The organism is Methylocaldum gracile (assembly GCF_053646815.1).
Genome location: NZ_CM132196.1, coordinates 5,060,238 through 5,074,374 on the forward strand (window position 1 = coordinate 5,060,238; position 14,137 = coordinate 5,074,374).

Here is a 14,137-nt window from a genome sequence, read left to right on the forward strand (position 1 = left end):
CTCCGCGAGTTCTTTTTCATTTGGGTATGATCCGCATCAGTCCGGCGCCCAAACCGGCCGCGCCGCGTCCGACGCCTGTAGCATCGTATTGGCTTTCCCCCAGGTAATAAGCCGATGCGAACATGGCCGAGCTGGTAGCCAAAAGGCGGGGCGGCAAACCGGTACCAGGATTCTGGCGAGTAAGTCGTAATCTGCTGGTACCCGTGGCGCTGTCGTCGAATGGCGGAGCAGGAAGATCGATGTTGGTTTGGTCGCAAGCCGTTCCGTCCGCCTTGGTTTGGTTTGCCGTACAGAGGGCATAACCGACATTGCCGATGACCGGGAGCAGATCCGGATTATTGACGAGGTAATCGATAGCCGCTTGTGCTTGTTGAAATGCCGTCTCTTTATCTTCGGCATTACTGGCCATACGCAGCTCTTGAGTGCTCGTCCGCATCCCGGCCAATCCGACGATCGTCACCACCAGGAGAATCAGCAGCGACACCACTAAAGCGGCGCCCCTCTGAATGTGAAGATTACTGAAGTGCTTCATGAGGCGGTCGCTCCTTGCAGAAGGAGTTGGTATTGGGTATTTCGTAGTTGCACAGTGGTTGTGTACATCCGGCGGTAATAGTGATCGTTGAAGGCATTGCCGCCGTTAAGAATCCCATTGACACTCACATCGACACCTGAGTCGTATGCGCCGTCTCCATCCGCATCTACGAGCAAATAGGTCTTGTCGTCGGCGGGAGAGGAAAAATCCTGGTCTGAGCTGCGGACCAGCAAAGAGATGCGTGCGCTAACCGCGGTTTGCAGCTGCGTAGCGGAAGGGTTGGACAGATACCGATTCGGAATGCCGTCGCCGTCGGTATCGATACCGAATTCGACGTAGAGAAACTCGATGCCTTCTACCAATTCCCCTTCGCCTTGCTCGCTCATGGCACCATTTACAAGATGCTTCCGGCGCAGCCATGGAACTCCCGTGGTATCGTCGGTGGCGATGTAATACATATGGGATTGATATTCCCAGTCCTGCATTCCCGCGGGGGTTTGGGTAACGCCGTCCCGTGTCGCCAGAGTGCCGCCGGCTCCCACCGTGCTGACGTAGACGCCTGCAGGAGGTGTGCTGGGGTTCTGATAATTGACTCCGGAGACATGCTTGACGGCGAGAATATTAGTATTGGATTTATAGCTTGACCCGCTTGGGACACTGAACCAAGCGAATCTAGAAGTAGGAGCGGGCGCCGCTACGGAAGGTACGAAATAATCGATCGTCGATGCCAAGTTATAGGCCCAGGCGGCCCCGGTTCCCGCGGTCGAGGGCCCTGAGCTATCGATATCACTGCCGGAACCGACCACCCCTCCCCAGAAGCCCGCCATCGACAAATCGCGCGCCAGAAGCTGTAGGGCATAGCGGGCGTTTTCCTGCATCCGGGCATTTCGCTCGTCCTGGTTATAACTTCCCTTGTTCTGGACGAACATGCTGGTGACGCCGGCGGTGACGAACAAGCCCAAGACCAGCGCCACCATGAGCTCGACCAAGCCGACACCGGATTGCCTGAATGTGGTGGTATGTATCAATCTGCTCATGGTCCGATCCAGGTGGTGATGGATAAGATGCGGCGATAGCCGTTCGTGCCGCTCGGTCCGTCGTAACTTCCCTGGCCACAGGTGCTGGCGTTGACACCTTGATTGCTCCACGCTAAATCGGCCTGACCGCGCCACGCGATGGTGACCGTGTAAGTACCGGGCGAGCCGTCCGCCGGGCCGCTGATACACGTAGTTGGATTGACCAAGCCGCCGGTTTGATTGCCGTTCCGGGTTTCGCTGGCGCCATTCAAGGCATCCCAAAAATTCCGCAAGTCCAAGGCGGCAATTTGAGTAGAAGTGCAGCCGGCCGAGCAGTCCGGAGCGGCTGCGGGCGGAGTGGACGAATTGAATGTCTGTGTGCCGTTGGCCGTGACGTAATTGATCAAAGACGTGCCCGACGAATTCAACCTCATCCTTTCCAGCAGCTCGGTGGCCAAGGACGTGGCCAAAGTCCGCTGTACGGCCTCGTAGCCCGACTGTTTGGCCTTGAGCTGAAGCGCGGCGATGCCGAGGACGCCTATGGAAAAAACCAGAACGCTGATTAATATTTCGAGCAGCGAAAAACCAATTTGGAGGCGCTTTGCTGAACCATCTTTCATGACGAGTTCGGTTAAACGCTTCATGAGCATGTCACCTTGCTTACCGTGGGTCTGCCTGTGGCACTGATCACGATGGAGCGTCCAGTGGCGCCGGAAGTACCGGGACAGAGCGTGAATGTTCCGGCTTGAATGCCACCGCCGATCAACTGCGTAAAGCCGGAGGAAATATAGGAAACATAATTGGCAACGTTCGTGTTTCCGCTCAGCGTCGAAGAGCCGAGACTGGAATAAACTTTCAGGATCGAACCGGTTCCGTCGTCGGCGGTAGCGTTGTTATTCCCGTCCACAAACACTATCCAGCCTTGATCCCAATTTCCGCCGTTGGTGCAATTACTGCCATCTGGGCTTTTGCATAGCGTCGTTCGCGTTCCACGTTTTATGGCTTCGCTCCTCGCCAGGGCGAGCGCCGCGACAAATTCGTTGGCCTGAGTCGCCATCCGATTGGTCTGAATCGTCTCTCGAAAGCTGGGTACCCCGATGGTGAGTGTCACGGCAAGCACCGCTACCGCGACCATCAGCTCGATTAATGTAAAACCGTTTTCATGATCTGTTTTCATGCCGATAGTTATAGCAGCGCTTTTTCGCTGCATCGGCAGAAGCCGACAATCGGTAGGATTTATCCGACGAACGGCCGTGATGGAGCGGCGCGTTCAAAACAGCCGCAAGAAGAGGATAGGGCGGATTGTTGCCCTCCGATGATCAAAGGGATGCGCTCGAATTACCGAATTCAAGCGGATCTCTTGTTTTCGATGGGCTTTCGTGTGTGCCGAGGGAACTGAAGAAGAAAAGGTCGGGCAGGTGTTATTTCACGTGGAACGGCCTTCGAGACACCTTGAAAGGAAACAATCGGCAAATGGCGCGCGACAGCCAATTGCGCTTGGCAAGGCGTTGTTCGCGCGAGCGTTCGAATTCCGCATTGAAGAAGGCTTTGGTGAGCTGTCCCGGCGTGGGAGTGTAACCGTGACGCGCCAGCCATGCGTCTCGGGCTTCCGCCAGAAGACGATAAAAGGCGATATCGTAAGCTGTATTAGCCTCGTAACTGAGTGGCTCGTCGTCGAAATGGATTCTCAGTTCATCCAGCCGCCGGCGGAACCACGCAGTCAGTTCATTCAAGGTGTACTCGTCGGATACCGGCATCTTTGTGAACCCGTTTCGTCTGTCAGTGTAATCACTAAGATTTCGTTACGGCCGATGAAGTTCAGCCGGCGCCCCGTCCCGGTGCGCACCTAACTCACCCAGCAAACCTCGGAGTACCGGGGAAAAACGTGGATTGCCGCGGGCTGGAGCCAGTCCTTAAGCCACTTAGCGGAGAAACGACGTCGACTGCGTCCAATTGTCGCTTCTAGGTTAAAGTTTGCCCGAGAACTTTCTCATTCAACTTTATAAGTTCGCTCAGCCATGAACACAGAAGAAATATTCAAACGATTGCGTATCGGCTTGTCGCTGGTAGTTGGATTTTTTACCGGCAAGTTTCTCGCGACCACCATGCAGCATCATGCGTCGGAGTTTTTTATCGGCGGTTTCGGGGTAGGCGTCGTTTTGACGCAGTTGGTTTACTGGAGCATCGAATCTCTTTGGGGCGGCGAACGTTCCGAGTGATTGCATCGCGCCCGGAATCGCTCTACAGTAGAACTCAAGCCACGGATGACGGACCTTTAAACGATTCATTCATTAGAGGAGACATATGCCATGTTTCTCAAACTGAAAAAGAATGGACATCTGGTCGAGGTTCTCGGTCTCAACGATCTGGTCAATCCGATACACAAAAACATAGTCGGGCGCTTGCATTGGGGCGAAGAGATGCAGGACCCGGAAAAATTCCCGAAGACCGAATTGGTATTTCCGTCAGGCGAAGAGCTTCCGGTTTGCTGGACGGATGTCCACTATAGGGACAAGGAACTCCCCGCAAGTAAACCGTAAGAGCATCGCGGAGCTACCAGAATTTCGCGTTCGTTATCCCGAAGCGAGGCGGTGTGCATGCCGCGTCGTTTCGGGCAAGCGGTAACGCCCGGTGCAGCGCATTACCCATTCGACGGCCGTCTGCAAAGCGACACGGTGGCCGGGCGAGATGTAAACCGGTTTGACGCCCTGCCTCGTCCTTAACACGGCTCCGATGGTCTCCCCTTTGTCCAAAAGGGGAACCCAGGCGCCGCGCCGGTCTGGAACGCCGCCATGAACACCCAAGAGCCGTGTCTTTCCGACGCCTATCGTCGGGATATCGGTCAGTACCCCCAAATGACAGGCTATGCCCAAGCGGCGAGGATGCGCATAGCCTTGACCATCGACCAGCATCAAATCCGGCAGATCTCGCAAAGCTTGCAAGGCATCCAAGATGGCTGGAATTTCCCGGAAGGATAGAAGGCCCGGAATATAAGGAAACGAAGTCGGCCGCCTCGCGACGGCGCTATCGATCAACTCCAGCTCGGGGAAACTCAACTTCGCCACGGCAGCTCGCGTGACAGTGCCCCCTTCTTCGAAACCGACGTCCACCCCGGCTACGCATCGGACCGTTTCCGGTAATTCGTCCTGCAAACTGACGAGGTTTCGCAGCCGTTTCTGAATGGCGATGGCTTCTTGCGGTGTGACATCCCAGGGGTGTTCGTGTCGTAGCTTCAACTTCAACGTCCATTTTGGTGGATTAAACCTTTCGGCTTCGTCAGCGGGTTTGTCGGCAAAGGATTGCCGACCTACGTCCAAGGTGTAGACCCGAACAAATTCGTAGGATGTGCTGAACGAAGGGAAGCGCCCTTCGACTGAGCTCAGGACAGGCATCGTTCGCGATTGATGCGGTTCGGTTCATGCCGGGCTATCCTGCCCGGCTCCCTCCGGGCGGCTCTCCGTGCAAATCGGCGATCTTGCCGATTTGTCGTACCTCAGCGCATCCTACATGCCTAATCTGACAAACTTCGTTTTGCCTCATCCCACAAGGCGTCCATCTCGGCCAGTGTGGACTCAGTCAAGGATTTTCCCCGTGCCGACAATTGCTTTTCGATATAGCGAAAGCGGTTGATGAACTTTCGGTTGCCGCTCCGAAGCGCCGTCTCGGCATCGACCTCGAGGTGCCGGGCGAGATTGACGACGACGAACAGCAAATCGCCGATTTCTTCCCGGATATGGCTTTGGTCGCCCGTTGCGCAGGCGGCCTCGAGCTCGTCCAATTCTTCCCTGACTTTGGCGAAAACTGGCCCTATGTCGGGCCAATCGAAGCCGTGCCGCGCGGCCCGCTTCTGCAATTTCTGCGCGGCTACGAGCGCCGGCAAATTCGCCGCGATGCCGCTCAAAGCGCTTTCGTCCTGCTCCGTTTTGCCTTTTTCCCGGCGCTCGGCGACTTTCGATGATTCCCAATACTCATGCCTTTCGGCATCGGTCTCGAACATGGTCTCGCCGAAAACATGGGGATGACGGCGTATCAGCTTTTCGCTGATCGCGCCGGCCACGTCTTCGAAAGTGAACAAGCCGCGGTCCTCGGCGATCCGCGAATGGAAAACGACCTGCAAAAGCAAATCGCCCAATTCTTCGCGTAAATCCTCGATATCCCCGCGCTCCGCCGCATCGGCGACTTCGTACGCTTCTTCCAGTGTGTAAGGCACGAGACTCGCGAAATCCTGCTGCAAGTCCCAGGGACACCCCGTCTCGGGATGGCGCAAGCGCGCCATGATGTCCAACAGCCGCTGGATATTCGTCATATCCGATCGGGCAGCTCGCAGCCGAAGCTTTCCCGATAGCGCTCCTTGAACGCATGCAGGGTGAAGCTGTGATTCTGGGTGCCGAAGGTCTCGACCTTGATGGCTCCCATCAACGAGGCGATACGGCCTATGGTGGGCCAGTCGAATTCTTCCAGAAGGCCGTAGATCAGCCCGGCGCGGTAGGCGTCACCGCAACCGGTCGGATCGAGCACTGCCGTCGGCTTTGCCGGCGGTATTTCGTGGCGGATTCCGTTGGCATAGATCAACGATCCTTGCGCTCCCTTAGTGACGATCAGCGCTTCGACGCGCTGCGCGAGTTCTTCCGGCGCGAGACCGGTGCGATCCTGCATGAGCTGGGCTTCGTAATCGTTCAAGGTCACCCAGGTCGCCAGTCCGACGAAACTCAAGAGTTCCTGTCCGTCGAACATCGGCATGCCCTGGCCGGGATCGAAGATGAACGGGATGCCGGCTTCGGCGAATTGGGCGGCATGCTGAACCATGCCGTCCTTGCCGTCCGGCGCCACGATGCCGATGCGGACGCCGCAATCCGTTGGTACCCGGTTCAGATGGGAAAACGACATCGCGCCAGGGTGGAAAGCCGTGATCTGGTTGTCGTCCATGTCCGTGGTGATATAAGCCTGTGCCGTATAGCTGTCGCCCAGGACCTTGATAAAATCCTGATTAATGCCGCAGTAGCCCAGCCACTGCGCGTAGGGTGTGAAATCCTTGCCCACAGTGGCCATGGGCAGAGGATCGGCGCCCAAGAGCTTGAGGTTATAAGCAATATTGCCGGCGCAGCCGCCATATTCGCGGCGGAGTTCCGGAACCAGAAAGGAGACGTTCAGGATATGGACCTGCTCCGGCAGGATGTGATTCTTGAATCGATCCTGAAACACCATGATAGTGTCGTAGGCCACCGAGCCGCAGATTAACGCTGTCATTCTTTTTTACCTTTTTATCGAATCAAAATCAGTAACCAGACCGCACCGGCGAGGACCAGCGAGAAAAACACGGCCGCCGATCCAATATCCTTGGCGCGGCCGGACAATTCGTGCCGTTCGAAACCGATACGGTCGACGGTCGCTTCGACGGCGCTGTTCAACAATTCGACGATCAAGACGTTCAGCAGCACGCCGATCAAAAGCGCGCGTTCGATGCCGTTCTGGCCGATCCACAGCCCCAAGGGAACGCCGGCGAGGACCAGCAGACACTCCTGCCGAAACGCCTCCTCATTCAGCCAGGCGGCCCGGATACCCGAAATGGAATTGGTAAATGCCGCGTAAAAACGGGCAATGCCCGTGAGCGTTTGTCCTGCCATAGAGGGGTTCTTATTCTGATTTATAGGCGAGATCGGGGTGCCGCGCCGCCCGGACTTCATCCAAACGGCGCACCGGCAGCGAATGGGGTGCGCTCTTAAGCCGATCCGGGTCGGTCTCTGCTTCTTTCAGAATCTCGGCCATTATCCGGACAAACGCATCCAGGGCTTCCTTGCTTTCCGTCTCGGTCGGCTCGATGAGAAAACACTCGGGAATCAAGAGCGGAAAATATACCGTCGGCGCATGGACGCCATAATCCAACAGGCGTTTAGCGAAGTCCAGCGCCGTAACATGATGTTCTTTGGCCAGCCGCTTCAGCGTAATGATGAACTCGTGGGCGGCGCGGCGCTGCGGAAAAGCGGGTTCGAATCCGGCTTCGACCAGTTTCTTGAGCAGATAATTGGCGTTCAGGGTCGAGAATTCCGCCACCCGCTCGAGGCCTTCATGGCCTAGCATTCGGATGTAGACATAAGCGCGCAGGAGAACGCCGACATTTCCCGCGAACGTGACCAGATGCCCGATGCTGTGCGGCCGCTCGGTTTCGGTCAGCATGCGATAGCGCGACCCGTCTTTCACGATGACGGGCAGAGGCAGGAAGGGCAGCAGCTTGTCACCCACGCCCACCGGGCCCGCACCCGGACCGCCGCCGCCGTGGGGCGTCGAAAACGTCTTGTGGAGATTGAGATGAATGACGTCGAAGCCCATGTCGCCGGGGCGCACTTTGCCGGCGATGGCGTTGAGATTGGCGCCGTCGTAATAGAGCAGCCCGCCGGCCCGGTGCACGATATCGGCGATGGCTCGAATGTGCTGGTCGAACACTCCCAAAGTCGAGGGATTGGTGAGCATGATGCCGGCGGTTTGCGGACCTACGGCCAGCTCCAGTGCAGTTAGATCCACGTTGCCGTCGGCATTGGTGGCGACTTCCCGTACCCGAAAGCCGCCCATGGACGCGGAAGCGGGATTGGTGCCGTGCGCGGCATCGGGCACCAGCATTTCGGTGCGTCCTGAATCGCCCCGCAACGCATGGTAAGCGCGGATCATGGCGACGCCGGCGAATTCGCCCTGAGCCCCGGCCGCGCAGGCCAGCGAAACCCCGGCCATGCCGGTGATTTCCGCGAGCATCTCCTGGAGCTCGTACAGACAGGCCAAAGTCCCTTGCCCGGTCCGCTCCAGCCCCAGGGGATGGGTATTCAGAAATCCGGGCAGACTTGCGAGGTCATGGCAAACCTTGGGGTTGTACTTCATGGTGCAAGAGCCCAGGGGATAAAAGTGAGTGTCTATAGAGAAATTTTGCTGGGACAGCCGGGTGTAATGGCGAACGGCGTCCAGCTCGGAGACTTCGGGCAAGGCCGGACGAGTCTTGCGCAACAAATAATCGGGAATGGCCGGCGATTCACCGAATTCCGGGAGCAACTGGGCATGCGCGGCGCGCCCTCGGCGCGAACGATCGAAAATCAGCATTATGTCGGCTCCGACCTCTTCAGCCATAATTAAGCAGCGACGCTATTTGGCGTGCGTACGATTCGATATCCTCCTGAGTACGCGTTTCCGTGACACAAACCAGAATGGCTTCGCCGAGTTCCGGATAATCCCTTGCGAGTTCATGTCCTCCAAGAATCCCCCGTTCCGCCAAGCCGTCCATGATCTCGCTGGCGGGCCTCCGCGTGCGGAAAACCGCTTCATGAAAGAAAGGCCCCGAGAAAACCCGCTCGGCGCCGTCGACGGCAGTCAAGCTACTCATCAGGCTGAGCGTGTTTTGATGGCTCTGCAAAGCGACTCGCCGCAATCCTTCCGGCCCTAAGAGCGCCATGTAAATGGTCGCCGCCGTGACCATCAAGCCCTGGTTGGTGCAGATATTGGAGGTAGCCCGGCCGCGGCGGATATGTTGCTCGCGTGCCTGAAGCGTAAGCGTGAAACCGGGCTTGCCGTCCATATCCACGGTCCGGCCGACCAGACGTCCGGGCAGTTGATGGACGTGCGCCTTGCGGCAGCACATAAATCCGAAATACGGTCCACCGCCCGACAAGGGTATGCCCAAAGGCTGGCCGTCCCCGCAAGCGATATCGGCGCCCTCTTGCCCCCATTCGCCAGGCGGCTTGAGGAGAGCCAGTGCCATGGGATTGACCAGCGCGATGGCGATGGCGCCGTTTGCGGCGGCCCAAACGGTCAGTTCGTCTACGGCCTCGAGCACGCCGAAGAAATTGATCTGGGGAATCACCAAGGCGGCGATGTCCGTGCCCGAGTGGATTTCCAGAGACGCCGGATCGACGCGCCCGGTTTCGACGTCATAGGGCAGCTCGATCAGTTCCAGCGCCTGGCTCCCGACGATGGTCCGGACCACCCGCCGGTAAAACGGATGTACGGTCTTCGGCATCAGGATGCGGCGCGAATGCGATTTTCGGTTCGTCCGCACCGCCATCAACACCGCTTCCGCGAGGCTGGTCGCGCCGTCGTAGAGCGAAGCGTTCGATACGTCCATGGCGGTGAGGCTCGCCATCATGCTCTGATATTCGTAGAGCACCTGCAGCGTGCCTTGACTCGCTTCCGCCTGGTAGGGCGTGTACGCGCTGTAATATTCGCCCCGGCTGGTTACGGCCCAAACCGCGGCCGGTATGTGGTGCTCGTAAGCCCCGGCGCCGGCAAAGCATAGAAGCGGACGGTTCTGGCCGGCGCGTGCGCGCATCAAACGAGTAACTTCCATTTCTTTCAAAGCGGGCGGGAGATCGAGCGCGCCGCAACGCAACTCCGCCGGTATTTCGTCGAAGAGCGTTTCTGTCGATGGCACGCCGAGGGCCGCAAGCATCTCGCGGATATCGTCTTCGGTATGAGGAATGAAAGGCATGGCTAAGGGATTGCTTTCTTAACTATTTCTAGCCCCTCCGCCGGGCCAGAATGCTATGGGCTCAAGACATTCGATCTGGGCCTGGACAAGGCATGGGCGCTCCTGGCAAACACCGGACAAATCGGCATGTATCATCTGCCGGAGAATTTATGCCGATTGGCACGCGCGACGCGTATAACCCAAAGACATGCGAAACGCCGGTGCCTGTTCCGGCCGCTACACTCGATTCGCTAGCATCGCTACCGGAGGAGAACAAGCGATAAAACAAACGAACCGTTTAGTCGGCCTCAGCGTCTGCTTTATAAGCTTCGGCATCCAAAAGGGTGTTTAGTTCTGAAAGATCATCCGCCTTGACGCAGAACAACCACGCGGCATAGGAGTCTTGGTTGATCGCTTCGGGAGCATCCGACAATGACCCGTTGACCTCGACGATTTCGCCGGATACCGGGCTATAGATGTCCGAGGCGGCTTTCACCGATTCGACCACGGCGCATGCTTCGCCCGCCTTAACCCGCCGGCCGATTTCCGGCAGCTCGACATATACCACGTCGCCCAATTGCTCTTGAGCGTAGTCGGAGATGCCCACGCGTACATTCCCGCTCTCCTCCGGTTTCGCCCATTCATGGGTTTTCGCATACTTCAAATCGTCCGGCAGTCTGCTCATCGTTCTATCCTATTCACCCTAAATAACCGACACTCCGGTCAAATTACGGGAAAACCACGCGATGGTAAAGGGCACCCTATACGCCCGCCATGATTGAACGAAAAATTCCGGGATTGCCATGGCGCAAAGCCAAGGGCTCGCAGTCACGTGGTTAACGTCGGTAGCGATTATGTGGCCGAGGATTACGAAATGGCACACCGGAACCATAAGGCCGCCGTTCCCAGTGACGGAAAGGCTTATTGAACCGATGAGGCTGTCTGTCACGGTACTGAAAAGGTTTATCGAATCGATCGGGCCGTTTGTCGCGGTACTGGAACGGTTTATCGTAGCGATAAGGCCGTCTGTCCCAGTAGTAGGGGCGATGATAACGATCGAACCCATAAAAACGCCGGTCATAGCCATAGGGTCGCCGGTACGTGTAAGGGTAGGCGCCGTATCCGTGGAAATAGCTATAAGGATAATAATCGTACCGGTAGTAAGGACTCGGATATCCCGCGCCGATGCCCGCCCGATAATGAACACCTGCGCCGCAGCCGCTCACGAGCGCACCGATGAACGCGAACAGCAGGATCCGAAGTAATCGACAGGGCTCTTTGAAGCAGACATCCATAAGCAGCGCACGCCTATGAGCAGTCAGTGTCACAGTTTTGATATCGACCTATTAGACTCCTCTCGCACCAAAAAATCATGGGTGCAAGGATTATTTCCTTCGTGATCGGGTCGTACTTTAAACGTCAGAGCTGAAAAGATTTGGCACAGTGAATGCTTAAAGAACAGCGATGCCAGCTACGACAAACTACCGGTATACCGGGGAACAAAACCATTACCGCCGATCGGATAAGCCGGTATCATTTTGCTGTTTGTTCTGGACTCCGAACCCCGAGAAATCAGCATGCCGCCCGAAAAATTCGGAACGCTCGCTGAATGTCTTTTTTATATTTTGTTTTATGAGCTAGCCGATGACTTTTCAATTTACCTCAACAGGCAAAGCCCTCCTGGCTTTGTGCTCGATTTTTCTTGGGTTCCTCCCGGTTGTGACCGGTGCTGAAGCCCTGCTTCCACCCCAGCAAGTCATTCAGAAAACGTCCGATGAGGTAAAGCAAGCCTTACGGGAATACGACTATAAGCTCGACGTTCCCAGAGCGACGCGCATCGTCAAGGAGATCCTGGAGCCCCATGTCGACGTCGATCGCGCGGCCCTGCTCATTCTAGGCAAGCACTGGCGAACCGCCACTCCACAGCAGCGGGAACGTTTCAAAAACGAATTCCGTATGCTGCTCATTCGCACTTACACCGCGGCATTCACCGAATATAAGGACTGGGACATCCGCTATCTGCCGCTTCAGACACCGCTAGCCGACAAGAAAGCCGTCATCAAGACCGAGATTCTCCAGCCCGGCGCAAAACCGGTCGCCGTGGACTATCGCATGGTCGACACCAATGGCGCATGGAAAGTCTATGACGTGCTGATAGAAGGCATCAGTCTGGTGCAAAACTATCGCACGACGTTTAGCGAGGACATTGCCCGGACCGGCTCTTTGGACAGTGTCATCGACGAACTGAGCAAGCGCAACGCTGAAGGATCAAAAGCCTCGATAAACGGCGCTGCCCGTTCCCCGGCCACCTAGAACTGCTTTCCCGCTTACGCGGGTGTCGCGTTGCGCGATGCCCCCTTGTCGCCCAGGAGAGACATCTCTGCCGGGCGACTTCGATCTTAAGTCAGCCGATCGGGGTGGCTTGCGACAGCAAGGCGAAGGTAATCTCCCGCCAAGGACGGACCGCCATCGATCCTGATACCTGAGCGCCAGCACGCTTTGTAAGCCTGGCTCTTGGGTAATTTCTCACAGAATCACATCTCGATTCTTTCTATCGTCTCGATCTGGCTTGGGGAAACGGTCGCACGCGTATTTTTTCCGTCGGACTCACTGGAAAAAAAGCGATCTCAAGCCCCTCCCTAAGTTTCTTTCGAGTGTTCCCCATTATGAATACTTACGACGTTTATCTTTATCTCGATGGCCGTACCGAGGTTATCAAGATAAAGGCACCAACCAGCCTTGAAGCCAAGGCGATAGCGGAAACCCGATTGGGAATCGCCGAGAGAGGATTCGACCAAAACAGGCATGTGTTTGCTGTAAGCGAGAGAGAAAATCAGAATTTTGGCCGGGAATAGTCTCTCCCATTCGATCTCTTCCCTAGAAATATTATCGAGTCGATCATATTATCGCTTCGGGCGCCGATCCGTGTTCGGCACCTTAACCAATCGCTAATATAAAGGAGATCTCTCGATGAAAACGATAAGATTGATGACCCTGTTCGGTTCCGTGGCATCGATGATCCTCGTGTCCTCCCCAAGTTGGGCCGAAACACCGAACTATCTGAAAGTGAAACAAGCGGAAGTCGAATGGGAAAACAAGAGCAAAGGGAAGGTTCTTGACGTGGAAATTGAAACATCGGCCGCCGTGCCTATGGACGGCAAGGCAGGCGCATTCGGTTATGGCGCCCTGACCGACGGCACCAACAACGTCCTGGTCCTGGTTACTCATTTGCCCATACAGGACAGCACGCACGTAGATCCCAAGAGCGGGTTTCACGCCCACGTGCTCGACCTGAAGAAACCCACAGCGGCCTGCGACGGAGCCACGCTCGAGGTGGATCTTGAGAATTCCGGAAACAATACCGGCTTCGACGCCAATTACACCTGGTCGATCAAAGGCACCAAGATCAAGATAGAGGGTGTTCCGGTAACCGATCTCGGCGATGCAGGTGTGGAAAATCTGGTGAGCTTTTCCATCAAGCCAGTACTAGACGCGCAGCAAAATCCGACCAATCTCTGCGTAACCGTAGCCGAACAGATCTAAATCAATCGTGTACAGCCGGCGGCGCTCAAATGTGCCGTCGGCGGTTTGAAATCAGCCTGTCAACCTCGATATGGTCGATAAGAAGGCTCGTTCAAAAGAAAGCCCCGGTAGACCGAGGCTGTTAAAGGTGAGGTTAAGAGGAGAGTCGATTATTACGCTGTAAAGGATTTTAACCTACCTATCTTATTACATACAAGACTATACATTGGTATCGTTATTCTATTTAAGAATAACAAAACTCTCCCTTTCTGACGCTCTCTAATTCGATCGGCCTCAGATGAGGCAAAGCCGACCTCCTGCACAACACGGTACCATGCTTTCCCAGTCCTAAAGAGCTCAACGCTTCGTTCCCCCGGCTCATCGGAAAATGCTCGGCCTGCGGGGCTATTCCATGCAGTGCGGCAAAATCCAGCATCATATTGTTGATCATCCCCGTGAGCCGGCAGGCGAGCCGGACACGCTTTTTTGCCCCGGGATCAGGCTCGTCTTGATTACTTGAATCGGCTCCAAAACGGCGCCCAGGCGCGAATTGCGTTCAGGCTTCCTTCCACGAAATCGTTAACGAGGATGACCTCCCGAATGACGGGCAACAAGAACTCTGAT

The 14,137-nt window shown here is 56.3% G+C and carries 18 protein-coding genes; 6 read left to right on the forward strand and 12 right to left on the reverse strand.

The features are described from left to right. Positions 1-16: 16 nt before the first annotated feature. The 5 genes from ACWJJK_RS22585 to ACWJJK_RS22605 form a co-directional block, all read right to left on the reverse strand. Entirely contained in the window at positions 17-532 is a 516-nt protein-coding gene (locus tag ACWJJK_RS22585; protein ID WP_077728340.1) for a pilus assembly PilX family protein, read from the reverse strand. Next, a complete protein-coding gene (locus tag ACWJJK_RS22590) occupies positions 529-1,569 on the reverse strand; it encodes a PilW family protein (RefSeq protein WP_156879886.1) in 1,041 nt (346 codons plus the stop codon). Before ACWJJK_RS22590 ends, ACWJJK_RS22585 begins: the two co-directional genes overlap by 4 nt. Next, positions 1,566-2,192: a type IV pilus modification protein PilV gene (gene pilV, locus ACWJJK_RS22595; RefSeq protein ID WP_454128505.1), complete on the reverse strand. Its 627-nt coding sequence runs from the start codon at positions 2,190-2,192 to the stop codon at positions 1,566-1,568. The genes ACWJJK_RS22590 and pilV overlap by 4 nt, the downstream gene beginning before the upstream one ends. Further along, entirely contained in the window at positions 2,189-2,758 is a 570-nt protein-coding gene (locus ACWJJK_RS22600; RefSeq protein ID WP_454128506.1) for a GspH/FimT family pseudopilin, read from the reverse strand. Before ACWJJK_RS22600 ends, pilV begins: the two co-directional genes overlap by 4 nt. A 211-nt stretch (positions 2,759-2,969) precedes the next feature. Then, a complete protein-coding gene (locus tag ACWJJK_RS22605) occupies positions 2,970-3,281 on the reverse strand; it encodes a hypothetical protein (RefSeq protein ID WP_133716313.1) in 312 nt (103 codons plus the stop codon). A 285-nt stretch (positions 3,282-3,566) separates the two neighbouring features. Between ACWJJK_RS22605 and ACWJJK_RS22610 the strand changes: the two genes are divergently transcribed. Both ACWJJK_RS22610 and ACWJJK_RS22615 read left to right on the forward strand, forming a co-directional pair. Next, positions 3,567-3,767: a hypothetical protein gene (locus ACWJJK_RS22610; protein ID WP_454128507.1), complete on the forward strand. Its 201-nt coding sequence runs from the start codon at positions 3,567-3,569 to the stop codon at positions 3,765-3,767. A gap of 90 nt (positions 3,768-3,857) precedes the next feature. Continuing rightward, positions 3,858-4,088 carry an acetyltransferase gene (locus tag ACWJJK_RS22615; protein WP_086133032.1) on the forward strand — a complete coding sequence of 77 codons (231 nt, stop codon included), beginning with the start codon at positions 3,858-3,860 and terminating at the stop codon, positions 4,086-4,088. 33 nt (positions 4,089-4,121) lie between these two features. Here the strand turns inward: ACWJJK_RS22615 and nfi are convergent, their stop codons facing one another. From nfi to gcvH, 7 genes are all read right to left on the reverse strand, one after another. Beyond that, positions 4,122-4,784, reverse strand: a complete 663-nt coding sequence (gene nfi, locus ACWJJK_RS22620; protein ID WP_454128508.1) for a deoxyribonuclease V — start codon at positions 4,782-4,784, stop codon at positions 4,122-4,124. 275 nt (positions 4,785-5,059) lie between these two features. Continuing rightward, positions 5,060-5,854 carry a nucleoside triphosphate pyrophosphohydrolase gene (gene mazG, locus ACWJJK_RS22625; RefSeq protein ID WP_347257825.1) on the reverse strand — a complete coding sequence of 265 codons (795 nt, stop codon included), beginning with the start codon at positions 5,852-5,854 and terminating at the stop codon, positions 5,060-5,062. Continuing rightward, the gene (locus ACWJJK_RS22630) at positions 5,851-6,795 is read right to left on the reverse strand and encodes a carbohydrate kinase family protein (protein WP_454128509.1); all 945 of its coding nucleotides are present in this window, start codon (positions 6,793-6,795) and stop codon (positions 5,851-5,853) included. Before ACWJJK_RS22630 ends, mazG begins: the two co-directional genes overlap by 4 nt. A 14-nt stretch (positions 6,796-6,809) precedes the next feature. Then, complete coding sequence (locus ACWJJK_RS22635) at positions 6,810-7,172, reverse strand: diacylglycerol kinase (protein WP_077728331.1); 363 nt, start codon at positions 7,170-7,172, stop codon at positions 6,810-6,812. Between the two features lie 10 nt (positions 7,173-7,182). Next, positions 7,183-8,631 carry an aminomethyl-transferring glycine dehydrogenase subunit GcvPB gene (gcvPB, locus tag ACWJJK_RS22640; RefSeq protein ID WP_454128510.1) on the reverse strand — a complete coding sequence of 483 codons (1,449 nt, stop codon included), beginning with the start codon at positions 8,629-8,631 and terminating at the stop codon, positions 7,183-7,185. A gap of 19 nt (positions 8,632-8,650) precedes the next feature. Then, positions 8,651-10,012, reverse strand: coding sequence for an aminomethyl-transferring glycine dehydrogenase subunit GcvPA (gene gcvPA, locus ACWJJK_RS22645; RefSeq protein ID WP_454128511.1), 1,362 nt, complete (start codon positions 10,010-10,012; stop codon positions 8,651-8,653). 277 nt (positions 10,013-10,289) lie between these two features. Continuing rightward, on the reverse strand, positions 10,290-10,676 hold the full coding sequence (gcvH, locus tag ACWJJK_RS22650) for a glycine cleavage system protein GcvH (protein ID WP_086133035.1): 387 nt from the start codon (positions 10,674-10,676) through the stop codon (positions 10,290-10,292). Positions 10,677-10,794: 118 nt separating this feature from the next. Here gcvH and ACWJJK_RS22655 point away from each other — a divergent pair, with 118 nt between their 5' ends. The 4 genes from ACWJJK_RS22655 to ACWJJK_RS22670 all read left to right on the forward strand — a co-directional run bounded on the left by ACWJJK_RS22655 (position 10,795) and on the right by ACWJJK_RS22670 (position 13,534). Further along, the gene (locus ACWJJK_RS22655; RefSeq protein WP_086133036.1) at positions 10,795-11,256 is read left to right on the forward strand and encodes a hypothetical protein; all 462 of its coding nucleotides are present in this window, start codon (positions 10,795-10,797) and stop codon (positions 11,254-11,256) included. A gap of 379 nt (positions 11,257-11,635) precedes the next feature. After that, complete coding sequence (locus tag ACWJJK_RS22660; protein ID WP_133716318.1) at positions 11,636-12,304, forward strand: ABC transporter substrate-binding protein; 669 nt, start codon at positions 11,636-11,638, stop codon at positions 12,302-12,304. A 353-nt stretch (positions 12,305-12,657) separates the two neighbouring features. After that, positions 12,658-12,846, forward strand: a complete 189-nt coding sequence (locus ACWJJK_RS22665) for a hypothetical protein (protein WP_077728326.1) — start codon at positions 12,658-12,660, stop codon at positions 12,844-12,846. A 115-nt stretch (positions 12,847-12,961) separates the two neighbouring features. Further along, the gene (locus ACWJJK_RS22670; RefSeq protein ID WP_347257436.1) at positions 12,962-13,534 is read left to right on the forward strand and encodes a hypothetical protein; all 573 of its coding nucleotides are present in this window, start codon (positions 12,962-12,964) and stop codon (positions 13,532-13,534) included. Positions 13,535-14,137: the final 603 nt, after the last annotated feature.